14 protein-coding genes are annotated in these 11,945 nt (G+C 51.2%); 3 read left to right on the top strand and 11 right to left on the bottom strand.

Features of this window, described 5'->3' with window-relative positions:
* Nucleotides 1-168: 168 nt before the first annotated feature.
* Entirely contained in the window at nucleotides 169-411 is a 243-nt protein-coding gene (locus H1S01_RS06460) for a hypothetical protein (RefSeq protein ID WP_188039277.1), read from the top strand.
* A gap of 6 nt (nucleotides 412-417) precedes the next feature.
* Here H1S01_RS06460 and H1S01_RS06455 read toward each other — a convergent pair whose 3' ends face one another.
* From H1S01_RS06455 to H1S01_RS06440, 4 genes are all read right to left on the bottom strand, one after another.
* Nucleotides 418-1,101, bottom strand: a complete 684-nt coding sequence (locus H1S01_RS06455; protein ID WP_188039276.1) for a response regulator — start codon at nucleotides 1,099-1,101, stop codon at nucleotides 418-420.
* A gap of 142 nt (nucleotides 1,102-1,243) precedes the next feature.
* A complete protein-coding gene (locus tag H1S01_RS06450; protein ID WP_188039275.1) occupies nucleotides 1,244-2,584 on the bottom strand; it encodes a hexokinase family protein in 1,341 nt (446 codons plus the stop codon).
* Between the two features lie 178 nt (nucleotides 2,585-2,762).
* Complete coding sequence (locus H1S01_RS06445) at nucleotides 2,763-3,068, bottom strand: hypothetical protein (RefSeq protein WP_188039274.1); 306 nt, start codon at nucleotides 3,066-3,068, stop codon at nucleotides 2,763-2,765.
* Complete coding sequence (locus H1S01_RS06440) at nucleotides 3,068-3,229, bottom strand: globin family protein (RefSeq protein WP_155475529.1); 162 nt, start codon at nucleotides 3,227-3,229, stop codon at nucleotides 3,068-3,070. Before H1S01_RS06440 ends, H1S01_RS06445 begins: the two co-directional genes overlap by 1 nt.
* Before the next feature lie 248 nt (nucleotides 3,230-3,477).
* Here H1S01_RS06440 and H1S01_RS06435 point away from each other — a divergent pair, with 248 nt between their 5' ends.
* Together H1S01_RS06435 and H1S01_RS06430 are read left to right on the top strand one after the other, a co-directional pair.
* Nucleotides 3,478-3,759: a 2Fe-2S iron-sulfur cluster-binding protein gene (locus H1S01_RS06435; protein ID WP_188039273.1), complete on the top strand. Its 282-nt coding sequence runs from the start codon at nucleotides 3,478-3,480 to the stop codon at nucleotides 3,757-3,759.
* Between the two features lie 157 nt (nucleotides 3,760-3,916).
* Complete coding sequence (locus H1S01_RS06430) at nucleotides 3,917-4,267, top strand: phytoene desaturase family protein (RefSeq protein WP_188039272.1); 351 nt, start codon at nucleotides 3,917-3,919, stop codon at nucleotides 4,265-4,267.
* Between the two features lie 40 nt (nucleotides 4,268-4,307).
* On the opposite strand, the gene H1S01_RS06425 is transcribed toward H1S01_RS06430, so the two are convergent.
* The 7 genes from H1S01_RS06425 to H1S01_RS06395 all read right to left on the bottom strand — a co-directional run bounded on the left by H1S01_RS06425 (nucleotide 4,308) and on the right by H1S01_RS06395 (nucleotide 11,935).
* Complete coding sequence (locus H1S01_RS06425) at nucleotides 4,308-5,375, bottom strand: hypothetical protein (protein WP_188039271.1); 1,068 nt, start codon at nucleotides 5,373-5,375, stop codon at nucleotides 4,308-4,310.
* Nucleotides 5,376-5,460: 85 nt separating this feature from the next.
* On the bottom strand, nucleotides 5,461-7,131 hold the full coding sequence (locus tag H1S01_RS06420; RefSeq protein WP_188039270.1) for a PAS domain-containing hybrid sensor histidine kinase/response regulator: 1,671 nt from the start codon (nucleotides 7,129-7,131) through the stop codon (nucleotides 5,461-5,463).
* Between the two features lie 123 nt (nucleotides 7,132-7,254).
* A complete protein-coding gene (gene gyaR / locus H1S01_RS06415) occupies nucleotides 7,255-8,253 on the bottom strand; it encodes a glyoxylate reductase (protein WP_188039269.1) in 999 nt (332 codons plus the stop codon).
* Nucleotides 8,254-8,418: 165 nt separating this feature from the next.
* A complete protein-coding gene (locus H1S01_RS06410; protein ID WP_188039268.1) occupies nucleotides 8,419-8,604 on the bottom strand; it encodes a hypothetical protein in 186 nt (61 codons plus the stop codon).
* Nucleotides 8,605-8,607: 3 nt separating this feature from the next.
* Nucleotides 8,608-8,904, bottom strand: a complete 297-nt coding sequence (locus tag H1S01_RS06405) for a MoaD/ThiS family protein (RefSeq protein ID WP_188039267.1) — start codon at nucleotides 8,902-8,904, stop codon at nucleotides 8,608-8,610.
* Between the two features lie 53 nt (nucleotides 8,905-8,957).
* Nucleotides 8,958-10,754, bottom strand: a complete 1,797-nt coding sequence (locus H1S01_RS06400; protein WP_188039266.1) for an aldehyde ferredoxin oxidoreductase family protein — start codon at nucleotides 10,752-10,754, stop codon at nucleotides 8,958-8,960.
* A gap of 422 nt (nucleotides 10,755-11,176) precedes the next feature.
* Nucleotides 11,177-11,935: a 2Fe-2S iron-sulfur cluster-binding protein gene (locus H1S01_RS06395; protein ID WP_188039265.1), complete on the bottom strand. Its 759-nt coding sequence runs from the start codon at nucleotides 11,933-11,935 to the stop codon at nucleotides 11,177-11,179.
* Between the last annotated feature and the right edge of the window lie 10 nt (nucleotides 11,936-11,945).

Genomic DNA, 11,945 nt, shown 5'->3' with positions numbered 1-11,945 from the left:
TACGCTCAGAGCCGCTTATTATCTTGAGAATGGGCGGCTCTTTTTATGGATAAAACCACCAAAGGATTATCGACAAGCATTTCGATAACATTTACAATGTTACTATAAAGAATATACAAACCTTTTCGCCGTCAGAATTTGTGTCGCGTAATGAAAGGCGGGAAACGTATGTCACTTGAGGAACGGACTCAGGAACTCGAAGTGCAGAGCGGAGAACTCCATCGGCGTATGCAGGAAGTCGAGAAACGGACCGATGATCTGCAGAAACGAACGCGGGAACTTGTCCAACGCCTCGATGAAGCTATATCGATGAACAACCTTTTTCTGGCCTTCATCGAAAGCAACGGTCTGACTCAGGAGTTTAAGGCTTTTTCCGAACGGCTCACTTCACCGAACGGAAAATTCAACTAATCCCTTTTAGGGGAAGGAATGACAGGTATAAAACCAGGAGAGTTGCTCTCCTTTTTTGTATCGTGAATTTAAACGGTCATCGAGCCGGCGTAAGACCACCTCAGCTCCGTCCCGTTGAGTGGCTGGCAGAATGATCACCACCGCTTGTTGGGACACATTGACCACCGTATCGTCCGTACGAACGGCCCCTTTGATCAGTTCCATCACCCGCTCATATTCGTTGGATTCGTCGATGACGCGGTCTTCCCCGGCGACGAAACTAAACATGAGCATAATGACGGAAAAACTGTGGCTCACCAGCTTCGTTCTGCGGTCTTGGGCAAGGGCTCGTTGGATTTTGGTCAGCATCGTATCGGGGTTGATCGGTTTCGCGATCAGATCAGATACACCGAGGGCTAAGGCGTTCTCGATAACCTGACGAGTCGCCCGTCCGGTAACGATGACGATAGGAACTGATTTATACATATCGTCAGCTTTCAACTGTCTCGTCAACTGAAAGCCATCCAATCCGGGCAGTATGTAATCCATCAAAATCAGATTTGGTTTTTTGGGAAGAAGATTATCCAATTTGGCCATCATTTCGTTGCCTTCGGCTGCTTCCAGCAGTTCATATCCGCTGGAAGTCAAAACTTGCCGGATACTAGCTCGGAAAGTGGCGTTGTCATCGACGAGCAAAATCGTCTGTTGCATGCCTACTCCCTCTTCCTATCAAGCACTTTCCTGAAAAACTGCAACTCTATTGTAATGGTATTCTGAATTTAAATGCAATGTATCACTTTTGTTTATTTATTGATAAATCTCCCGCCTATCTAGACGGGAGATTTTCTCTTTTTCACAGTAGCCTTCGCCGAGACGATACGACTGCCGCCGCGATGGCCGCACCCACTTCCGACCCCGCCTTCGTTAGGCGCATTTTTACTTCAACTGGGTGACTCCCCTGCGCTTCGGCTAAGGCTTCCTGTAAGGCCTCCCCGTAACCAGGCATTTTCTCGTAGAGCGAACCGTCTACAGCGATGGTATGACTTGACTTACCCTCTGGATCCCGATGATTCAGCACAGCGAGATAGGTTGCCGCGACGAGTCGGGCCGAACGCCGAACCACCATCTCGGCCAAAGAGCGAAGCGTATAGCGTTCACCGAACTTCGATGGTCTGACTGCGGCTCGAAAGTGCAGCCAACGCTCAATCTCTTCCAGATTTGAGCTCCGGTCTGACAGCCAGAGAGATAAATCCTCTGCGCGAATGGCGAAAGCGCGAGCAAAAATCCCTTGTTCCTGAAAACTCAGCCAGCCTTCCTTTTCCATCAGGTCAAGGATCATACGGCGCACCAGTTCACCCACATAATGACCGCTCACCATCTTTTCGAGCCGCTGTTCCCCCGGCTTGTGACTGTACGAATCTAAAGCCTCGTCATAAGCGGTGAATGGCAACCGATCAAAATTCCCTGATTCCATGTTGATGATCATCGGCCCCAGACCGGAAATAGGGTTTGTTTCCATATAACATGTGTTATGGCCGGTGCCGAGAATCGAACCTATATCGGCATCTTTGTCTCCGTAGGCCGCCGTTAATAACGTTCCTACCGTGTCATTGATAATCGCTACCGGCTCGACTCGTCCGCCGAGGCCCCTGCGAGCCAGGGCCTCGGTGAGGAGTTTCCCCACATCTTGTCCTTCCACACCGCTGGTGCGAAACTCTTTCGCCCAGTGAATCAGTTCCGCATGACCGATGTCTTTCTGGCGGCTCGGAAAGGAAAAGGTATGGCCCAATCGAATCGCCTCTCCGGTGTACCCGTCGATGGCTTCTGCGATCAAGGAGGCTAAAAAGTCGAAGAGCTCTTCCGCCGTCACCTGTTCTCGCGTATAGTCATAATCGCCCTTCGGCCCTTTAATGGCTTTAGCGACGCGCCGTAAGACTCGGATTCGTCCTCTTCCTCCCAGTTCCACTTGGGACACTCGAACATTCGTCCCGCCAAAGTCGAGGGCCAAAAAGAGCCCCTGCTCCTGTCCTGTCGGTCTCGCCAGGTAGGAGGGAAGCATTTTCAGCGAACTCCTTTGGCCGGTTAGACCCGCTCGGATGGCATTTTGAAATTTTTGCGCGACCGCTTGCATCATCTCGGGCGAAATCCAGAATTGCTCTTCCAATCGTTGCAGCACCGGTTTCCATCGTTCCATCGGCGGGTCCTCCCATTTCGATCTTGCAAAGCCCGATATTTCAATATAATCCCAAATCCAGTGTAATATAGCCCCTTTTGCGATCACAAGCAAAAGATTCCTATCGACGAACTTCCGATACACAAAAAAACCGGGAAGAACGCTTCTCCCGGTTCTCGATCAGGATGCCCTGTTGCCTCTAGGTCAAGTGTATGTCCCGATCCTTTTCGAAGTACTCGATCAAGGGATGCATGACTACACTCCAGGTAAAGGCGCAAAAGGCGACGATAAAGCCAAACTGAATAAACTCTGCGAAGGAATACAAGGGATAGTGGTTCCAAAGGTACACAAAAAGACCACACCAAAAACCTTGACAAAAAGGGCAACTGAGCAGCTTTTTAAAGAAATAATGCAGGCTTTTCAGGCGCTCCCGGATTGACTTAAATAAGATAAAATCAAATACAAAGAAACGGACGGCCAAAGCAAAGAGCAGATCGACCAGCATTAGAACATCCCCTCAATCTGCGGGAAGCGGTCGACTAAGATTTTCACCTGCTCCCGGGTCAGTGACACTTTTCCGCCATGGTCATCTTGGATCACGACCATCCCCTCGACGATTTCCACCGTCGGGCAGCAGCCGCTTGTGCACAGAGACAGCACGATCATCCTTTACGTCCTCCTTTCGTCCCCCTCACCTCGCATTTACGCCGAGAGCCCCCCAAGTGTAAACATCCCCCTAACCCTGAAAAAAGACTAATTGATAGTCTATTCTATATGTTATGACCTGCACTTCTAGGTCGTGTCTATCCCGCTTCGCAACTCCGCTTATGGGACATTGTTGCAAACTTTTATTGGAGCTCAAAAGGAAACTAGAGCCGGAAATGGAATACTATCCGTCGGAGGTGATTTGACGAATGATCCCTGTTACGTTCGTAACCCACGATGGAGAAATTTCTGTGCAAGCTGCCGAAGGAACCACTCTCCTGGAAGCAGGCCTGAAAAACGGCGTTGATATCGAATACAGTTGTAAAGACGGCCGCTGCGGCGTTTGCCAAGTCACCGTGTTAGAAGGCGAAGAGAACTTGAGTGAGCCTGACATCGATGAAGTGGACGAGCTTTTTGACCGCATTGATGACGGTGTCCGGTTAGCCTGCAAGGCCGCCATCCTCGGCCCGGTGAAAGTACGGGTTCGCTAAAAAAGAATACTGCCTATAACCATCCTACGGGAATAACAGAGCCGATGAAGCAACCATACTGGTGCCTTCTCGGCTTTTTCTTTTTCCTTTTTTGGTTTATGCCTGAAAGCGTATTTGTAAGCTAAGCCTCACCAGCGATATCGACTGGAAAACCGCTTTGCCTCAGTTCCGTGAAAAAGTGATGGAGAAATTAGAAAAGGCCGGGCTGACCGATCTTCGCCAACATATCGAATTTGAACGCATCTACACGCCCTATACATTCCAAGAACGCTTTAATCTCTATCAAGGGGCTGCTTTCGGCTTGGCGCCGACACTGCTGCAATCAGGCTATTTCCGTCCCCATATCTCATCGGAAAATGTGAAGAACCTCTACTTCGTCGGGGCCTGCGTGCATCCCGGCGGAGGGGTTCCCGTCGTCCTCACCTGCGGTAAATTAGCGGCCGACCTCATCCTCAAAGACCATCACTCCGGTACGATCTCTTGGCCGAATCCAGAGATGGCGGGGTAATAAAAAGGAGATGCCTTGTAGGCATCTCCTTTTTTATCGATTACCGTAAATCTATCCCATTTCGGGCCGCCAGTGCCTGTAAGGCGTATTCGCCGGTCGCCGTCATCCCTTGTTGCATCATCCGTCCCAGTTCCGGCTTGGTGCAAGGAACGACCCTTCCTTGCGAGGCGAGTGGCTGAACGACGGACGCCCGGCCTTGGTCCAGGCTGATACCTGCCGTCAAGCCGATGGTGTAGTCCGACTTGTCCAGGAACAAGTCATAGCCTTTGATATTCCCTTCCAGCCCGGCTAGCGCGTCCTGGTTGATGACCAGTTCTTTCGCAAGGCAGCGAGTGAGCCAGTTGGCAAAGCTGAATTTCAGCGTCCCTTCGATCCGGTCCGCATCAGACAACTCGTCACAGAGGGTTACGTCCAATTTGCCTCGTTGACCGAAAACAAGCTGTTCCCCTTGGGCCGATGAAACGGTAACCCATGTATGCACCTTGATGTCCGTCAAGAAGGCGTTATAGCGGTTTACTTCAGTAGCCGTCTTCATCTTCAGCATATCGGGATCGCCCGCTTGCAGTTCCCGGAAGATCGACCGGAACACGCGGTGGGTAAACTCGTCCGTCTCATACATCTGCAGTTCCAGTGCGTTGTGACCGGCTCTGCCCGTCGTCCCGTACGGATTGATGTGCAGCACACCCCAGCGGCGGCGGTTTATGTACTCTCCATTCGATTCTGCCAACCATTCCTGCGCCGCGAGTACCCGGTGTTTGTCAATCCGTTCCACCAAGTCATAAATACCCGAACGCATGGGGATGTCAGAGTAATAATGAAAACCGTCAAAAGACTTGTCATGATGAAAGATAAAGTTGGGGTTCTTCGCCAACACAGCCGGTTTCAAGTTTTCCGGGAAGTCCACATAAAAATCCCGGTCCGAATGGACGATCACGATATCTCCCAATTCATAATGGGGGTCGGCATTGGTCAAGCTCGTCACATTCCATCGCTGTTCGTCCGCCTTAATCTTCCCCAGAAGGGAACCGGGCGCTGCCGACTTTCGTTCCGATTCCGCCTGTGCCGGTTTGGCACTGGCGCCGCCAAAGAGTTTATTAAAAAAACCCATATTGTTCGCCTCACCTCATCATTCATTATACTAAAGCCATACCGAATTTCCACTGGTATTCAACAAACCGCAAAGATATGGAAAATTAGAGGGGTTCGCCTCCGCTCCACTGCCCTAAGGCACGGTGCAGCTCTTCCAGCTTGACGGGTTTACTGATGTAATCATCCATGCCAGCTTGCAGGCAGCGCTCCCGGTCTCCTTCCATGGCATGAGCCGTCAGGGCGATGATCGGCGTATAACGGCCCATGACGCCTTCGATTCGACGTATGGCTTTGGTCGCTTCAAACCCGTCCATCACCGGCATCTGACAATCCATCAAGATAATCCCATAAGGTTTTGCCGATGCCGCCTTGACCGCCTCCCGGCCATTGACACAGACATCCACATCGCCGAAACCAATCTTATTTAACTGCATCACCGTCAGCTTGCGGTTGACAGGGCTATCTTCCACGAGCAGTATAGGGCCCTTCATCAACTTGCTTACACCGTCAGCGGGTACTGTATCAGAGGCATCCCGCAGCGTAACTTTCGCGTTGGTGCCGCCCGTTGGCGTTTCCTCTGTTGACATGACGGGGGATGCTTCCCCCATCGTCTCAAAGGGAATCAAAAACCAAAAGGTCGATCCTTTCCCGGCTTCGCTTTGTACACCGACCGTTCCATTCATCAGCTCGATAAGCCGCTTCGCAATGGACAGCCCCAGCCCTGTTCCCCCGTAGCGACGGGTCATCGAACTGTCTGCCTGATGAAACGGTTGAAAAAGATGCTTAATGACCTCTTTAGACATGCCGATTCCCGTATCGGATACTTGAAAGCGCACATAGACCTTCTCCGATTTGACAGCCATCCGTTGCGCTTGCAGGTCCACTTGTCCCTGCTCCGTAAACTTGATGGCATTGTCCAACAGGTTAAAGAGGATTTGCCGTAAACGGACCGGGTCGCCTCGTAGGATCCGAGGGATTTTCGGATCGAAGGATGTATGAAGATGTAACCCCTTTTCACGTGCCTTGCCCGCTAACGTGGTAGAAGTATTTTGAATGACCCATTCCGCATCAAATTCAACGGTCTCAATGGGCATCTTGCCTGCTTCGATTTTGGAAAAATCCAAAATATCGTTGATGATGGTAAGCAGCAAATAGGCTGAGCTCTGAATCGTCAACGCGAATTCCTTCTGTTCATCCGTTAACAACGTGTCAAGCATCAGATCGACCATGCCTAAAACGCCGTTCATCGGCGTCCGGATTTCATGACTCATGACGGCCAAAAAGTTGCTCTTCGCCCGGTTCGCTTCCTCTGCCAATTCCTTGGCCTTTTTGAGCTCAATCCCAGCATAAACCCGATCCGTCACATCTTCATGGGCCACAACGACTCGCAAAGGTCCGTCCCAGGAAAGACGAGTCACACGACCGACGAACCACCGCTGCTCCACTGGGGAATGACAGGGGTACTCTTGGGCGTATTCCTCCAATTGGCCGTTCATCACCGCTCGGATACCAGTTCCAAACCGTGCTGCGTCAGAAGCATCGTCCCCATCGGTGGCCTCGCAAACAGCTAAATAATTTAATCCAACGCCACTGTCGTCGGGACAAAATCCATTTTTGAGCGCAAAGTCTCGCCATGCCTGGTTGACAGCGATCACAACGCCTGTCTCGTCGAGGATAGCGATTTGGGTGGTCAAACTGTCTACGACCGAACGGGCGATTTTATCCAATTCCGATTTCATATTCCCGTCCACGTTGTCACATCGCCTACCCTGCATGGCAGACCCTCCCGTCCCTTTCCCGTTTCGCTATTTATTTGATTCGACTTAAATCTGCCAAAATCCTCTGATAATGTTTACAAAGAAAAAGCGGCCGAAAAAACGACCACTTTCCTAAGATGTTTATTTGCTTGGTGTGTTATATAAATCCTTATTGACCAGATTGGGGGGACGCCGTCCTTCCAACACCGCCTTGATGTTCTCCGCCGCCATCATCCCCATCTTGGTACGTGTCTCAATCGTAGCACTTCCGATGTGAGGAGCCACCACCACATTGGACAACTCCAACAGCGGATCGTCCGGCGAAATAGGTTCCTCTTTGAAGACATCGAGCCCGGCTCCACCGATCGTTCCGTCCTGCAAAGCAGTCGTCAGCGCTTCCTGATCGACGACGTTCCCTCGAGACGTGTTGATCAAGATGGCCGTCGGTTTCATCAATTGCAGCTCCTTCGCTCCGATCAGATGATAAGTCTCCGGCATCAGCGGGGTGTGGAGGGAGACATAGTCAGACTGCTGCAACAGTTCTTCCAACGAGCAGTATTCCACGCCAAGTTCCGCTTCTGCAGCAGGATTGCGGTGCCTCGATGTATAGAGAATACGCATCCCAAAACCTCGTGCCCGTCGAGCCACAGCTTGTCCGATTCGACCTAAGCCCACGATGCCCAAAGTAGCTCCGCTCACATCGTGGCCTAGCAGCACCAGCGGATGCCAGGCAATCCAGAAACCGTCCCGCGTAAAACGGTCGGCAGCGATCAGATTTCGTGCGGCCGCCATCAACAAGGTAAATGCCATATCGGCCGTTGTCTCTGTCAGTACATCGGGGGTATTTGTCACGGCAATATTTCTTTTCGTCGCGGCTGCCACGTCAATATTGTCGTAACCGACGGCATAATTGGAAATGACGCGCAGTTTTTTTCCCGCTGCCATGACCTCTTCATCGATAGGGTCACTGAGCATGCATAATAAGGCATCAGCCTGAGATACGTGGTAGAGGAGCTCGTGCTTTTCTGGCGCGGGAAAGGCCGGCCACAGATCCACATAAGCGAATTCCTTTAAGCGATCGATGGCTGGTTGAGGCATATCGCGAGTGACAAAGACTCTCGGACGAACACTGTTGTTCATGAAAAAAGCTCCTTTCGTCATGGAGGAAAAAGCTAACAATATAGAGATCTTACTGTGAAGTACCGGAGATGTCCAGCTTTTCGCACGGATCCTTCATGAATTTCAAAATAATAAAGCGGCCAATCTCCTTCGAAGTTTCATCTTCTACAGGGATTGGCCGTGCTTTTAGATATCTACCTGTCTCGATTCTTCGGGATTCACGCCGAATGTTTCTGTCGCGATGCCTGCCGCATCATGAGCATCTTTGATCCGTTTCTCTTGATTGCCTAAGACCACTTCTTTGTCGGCGGCCGAACGTTCGGGCTCCTTTGGCAAGCCTATCACCTCCGCCATTAGAATGCCCGGTTTCATTTTTTACCCTCCACCGACCGGAGGGAAGAGCGAGAGGGTATCCCCATCCGCCAATTCATGATCAATCTCTTTCGAACGGCCGTTCACCATGCAGATGGCCACCTCTTCTTCCGGAATCTCGATTGCCTTAAGGACTTCCCGAACGGTACTTCTCACCGGGAAATCCATATGCTGCGTCATAAAACGCTTGTCACGAAAAGTGGCAAACAATTTGATGAAGACGGTAATATTCTGTTTTAGGGCCGCCTCATTCAACACAAACTGTTCCGACGTTCCATAGCCGTTCAGATGATCCCCCATAGGCTCCCCCCTCCTTTAGCAAAAGGGGAGGCGCTCATGCCTCCCCCGTCATCTTATTCCAATCCAAGTTCTTTTCGTTTTTCTGCCGTCGGTACTCCATCGGCATCCCAACCGCGGACTTCATAGTACTTCGGAAGCAGTTCATCGAGCTTGTGGACCCATCCTTTCGAGGGGCCTTCCGGCATAGGCTCTTCAAGCAAGCGCTTCGGCAGGGTGTCATCTGCTTTGGTAAGACCGGCCTTCAGGTTGAAGATACGCTCCAGGTTGTAAATACGATCCCCAGCGGTCAGCACATCTTCCGCCGTCACTTCCACACCCCAGGCAGCGCTCAGCAGGTCCGCATAATCGCCGGCTCCTAGCGCGAAGGAGGTGAAGAGGCACATACCTGATGCGTCGATGGAGGCGGTCAGATCTTGGAAGATCTTCGCCCAGAGCGGTTTGCCTTCCAGGGAGAAACGGTCCAGTTTTTCCGGCAGGCCTAAGATTTCCGGTGAAATGAGATAGCCGCGAACATGGCAGCCGCCCCGGTTGGATGTGGCGTATTGGACACCGTGTCCTTGAATGCCCCGTGGATCATAGGCAGGGAGTTCCTGCTTTTTCACGGTCATCGAATACTCAGGGACACCGTAAGATTCAGCCAGCCGGTAGGAACCTTGGGCCAACTTAGCTCCGAATCCTTCGCTGGTACCCATCTTTTTCGTCCACTCGATAATCGCTTCCGCATTGCCCCAAGTCAGTTCCGGACCATCGACTTCTTCTGGTTTGATATACCCCTTTTCAAAGAGCTCCATGGCGCAGGCAATGGTGGCGCCGGCGGTGATCGTATCGAGACCGTATTCGTTGCAGAGGTGGTTCGCTTTGATGATCGCTTTCATGTCATTGATGCCGCAGTCGGAACCGTAGCACCAGATCGTTTCATACTCCGGCCCGCCGCCTTCCATCTCATCGGCCTTCGTGTAGCGGCCGCAAGCGATGGGACAGCGGTAGCAGGGGTCTTTCTTCACTAAATACTCAGCCGCCAAGGTCTCACCAGAAATCGCTTCGGCGTCAGCGAAGACACCTGTTTGGAAGTTGCGGGTAGGCAGCACTCCGCTTTCATTGATGATATTGACGAGTACGGCTGTGCCGTAGGTGGGCAGACCTTGACCGGTGACGCCGTTTTCACGGATCTTCTTCATGGCGTCTTTGACGAAAGCTTTCATCTTTTCTTCGTCGGCGATCTTCACCTTGCCAGAGCCTCGAACGACGATAGCTTTTACGTTTTTTGAACCGACGACGGCACCTACACCGGAGCGACCAGCGGCACGGTAGCGCTCATTCATGATCGCCGCCATGGGGGAGAGGTTTTCCCCGGCTGGACCGATACAGAGGACCCGAGCTTTCGGATCGCCAAATTCTTCGAGCAGGGTGTCTGTCGTCTCGTTGACTTTCATCCCCCAGAGATGAGCCGCATCCTTAATCTCCACTTGATCGTCTTTGATGCTGATATAGACCGGCTTTTCCGCCTTGCCTTCGAGTACGACGATGTCGTAGCCGGCGTTTTTCAGTTCCGGTCCCCAGAATCCGCCGGAGTTAGAGGAAGCGATCGTGCCCGTTAAAGGGGACTTGGTAATCACCATATAGCGACCACCGGTAGGAACCGTTGTCCCGGTCAACGGACCTGTGGTGATGAAGACCTTGTTTTCCGGGCTTAAAGCATCGATTTCCGGATCGATTTCTTGGGAAAGAAGGTAGCTGCCCAGACCCCGTCCGCCGATGAACTTCTTGGCCGTTTCCACATCCAAGGGTTCGCACTTGATCGTCTTTTCTGTTAAGTTGATGCGAAGAATGGTACCTACGTAGGCGTGCATGAGAAATCCTCCTTTGATTTATGTTGATTGTGATTACGTCTGCAGTTTGTTCTTTGAAAGCATTCTCACAAACGAAGAGATGCCGGTTCGATTTGCAAAAAGATATCGTCGGAAAATCCGCTTGAATCGGTACAGTGTCAATGCTGACTATGGTTGGTTTTTCTTCGTTGGTGCAGAGGAGGGTCGGTTCGGATTTACATGAAGATATTAAATTTTCATTTGAACTTGCACCCTCATTCACTCATTTATGTAATTAGGCAAAAACATTAAAATCCCTGCTTCAATACACAAAAGATTAGAAATAATCTAATATATGTTTTTCTATTCATATTTACACCTTGATTTTAAAACAAAAAAAGTCTTTTCAGACTCTATTTCATCTGAAAAGACTTTTCTACGAATATAAAGACTTTTATATACCTCTACAAAAAGGCGGTTCGGAAACGATCGGCTGCCGCCGCTTTTTTACAGCGCTCACAGCGGACAGTTCCATCGCCAGAGTACTCGATTGGATTTCCTTGCATCTGCTTGCGCAGGTATTCTGCCTGTTCCCGGGTTACGACTGGTTTCCCGCAATCGGGACAGATCAACAACTCGAAAGCCTTGTTCCAGATCTGCCGCGTCCCTGATTTATCCTGAACCTTGATGGCCCCGGTCGGGCAGATGGAGGCACAGGCAGCGCAACCGATACAGTCGGCGGCTGGATCGTCAAACGGTGTGGCAATCTTTTTGGTAACACCTCGGTGAACCGTCGAGATGGCTCCGGCGCCGATTTTCTCACAGGCACTGGCACATAAGCCGCAGAGGATACAGTCAGAGGAGTTTTCTTTTTTAAACCGGTCAGGCTTTTCGAGGCCGTACTCTTGCATCAGCTTTCCGATGGTCTCGTTTTCTGGTGCCCGAGCGGCCAACAGCATGATCAGGGTCTTGCGCATGCGGAGGATTTTCTCGGAAGCTGTGAACACCTCAATCTCGGCGGAGACGGGGTATACGCAGGAGGTGACAACCTTGTGCCAGCCTTTCTCTACCACTTCGACGATACAGAGACGGCAACTGGCCAGCCCCGGCAGCGCATCATTGTGGCAGAGCGTGGGAATACGGATTCCTTCTCGCCGAGCCACCGTCAATAGATACTCGCCCCGTTCCGCCTCGCAAACTTTTCCGTCGATGACGATTTTCATGATACCACCT

Source organism: Heliobacterium chlorum (assembly GCF_014502795.1).
GTDB classification, from domain to species: domain Bacteria; phylum Bacillota; class Desulfitobacteriia; order Heliobacteriales; family Heliobacteriaceae; genus Heliobacterium; species Heliobacterium chlorum.
The sequence above is the reverse complement of the archived record's forward strand: the minus strand, read 5'-3'. Positions and strand labels throughout refer to the sequence as shown.

What these genes read in the sequence shown, in the direction of transcription:
- H1S01_RS06460 (WP_188039277.1), top strand. Translation starts at nt 169, where the DNA reads ATGTCACTTGAGGAACGGACTCAGGAACTCGAAGTGCAGAGCGGAGAA.
- H1S01_RS06455 (WP_188039276.1), bottom strand. Translation starts at nt 1,101, where the DNA reads ATGCAACAGACGATTTTGCTCGTCGATGACAACGCCACTTTCCGAGCT.
- H1S01_RS06450 (WP_188039275.1), bottom strand. Translation starts at nt 2,584, where the DNA reads ATGGAACGATGGAAACCGGTGCTGCAACGATTGGAAGAGCAATTCTGG.
- H1S01_RS06445 (WP_188039274.1), bottom strand. Translation starts at nt 3,068, where the DNA reads ATGCTGGTCGATCTGCTCTTTGCTTTGGCCGTCCGTTTCTTTGTATTT.
- H1S01_RS06440 (WP_155475529.1), bottom strand. Translation starts at nt 3,229, where the DNA reads ATGATCGTGCTGTCTCTGTGCACAAGCGGCTGCTGCCCGACGGTGGAA.
- H1S01_RS06435 (WP_188039273.1), top strand. Translation starts at nt 3,478, where the DNA reads ATGATCCCTGTTACGTTCGTAACCCACGATGGAGAAATTTCTGTGCAA.
- H1S01_RS06425 (WP_188039271.1), bottom strand. Translation starts at nt 5,375, where the DNA reads ATGGGTTTTTTTAATAAACTCTTTGGCGGCGCCAGTGCCAAACCGGCA.
- H1S01_RS06420 (WP_188039270.1), bottom strand. Translation starts at nt 7,131, where the DNA reads ATGCAGGGTAGGCGATGTGACAACGTGGACGGGAATATGAAATCGGAA.
- gyaR (WP_188039269.1), bottom strand. Translation starts at nt 8,253, where the DNA reads ATGAACAACAGTGTTCGTCCGAGAGTCTTTGTCACTCGCGATATGCCT.
- H1S01_RS06410 (WP_188039268.1), bottom strand. Translation starts at nt 8,604, where the DNA reads ATGAAACCGGGCATTCTAATGGCGGAGGTGATAGGCTTGCCAAAGGAG.
- H1S01_RS06405 (WP_188039267.1), bottom strand. Translation starts at nt 8,904, where the DNA reads ATGGGGGATCATCTGAACGGCTATGGAACGTCGGAACAGTTTGTGTTG.
- H1S01_RS06400 (WP_188039266.1), bottom strand. Translation starts at nt 10,754, where the DNA reads ATGCACGCCTACGTAGGTACCATTCTTCGCATCAACTTAACAGAAAAG.
- H1S01_RS06395 (WP_188039265.1), bottom strand. Translation starts at nt 11,935, where the DNA reads ATGAAAATCGTCATCGACGGAAAAGTTTGCGAGGCGGAACGGGGCGAG.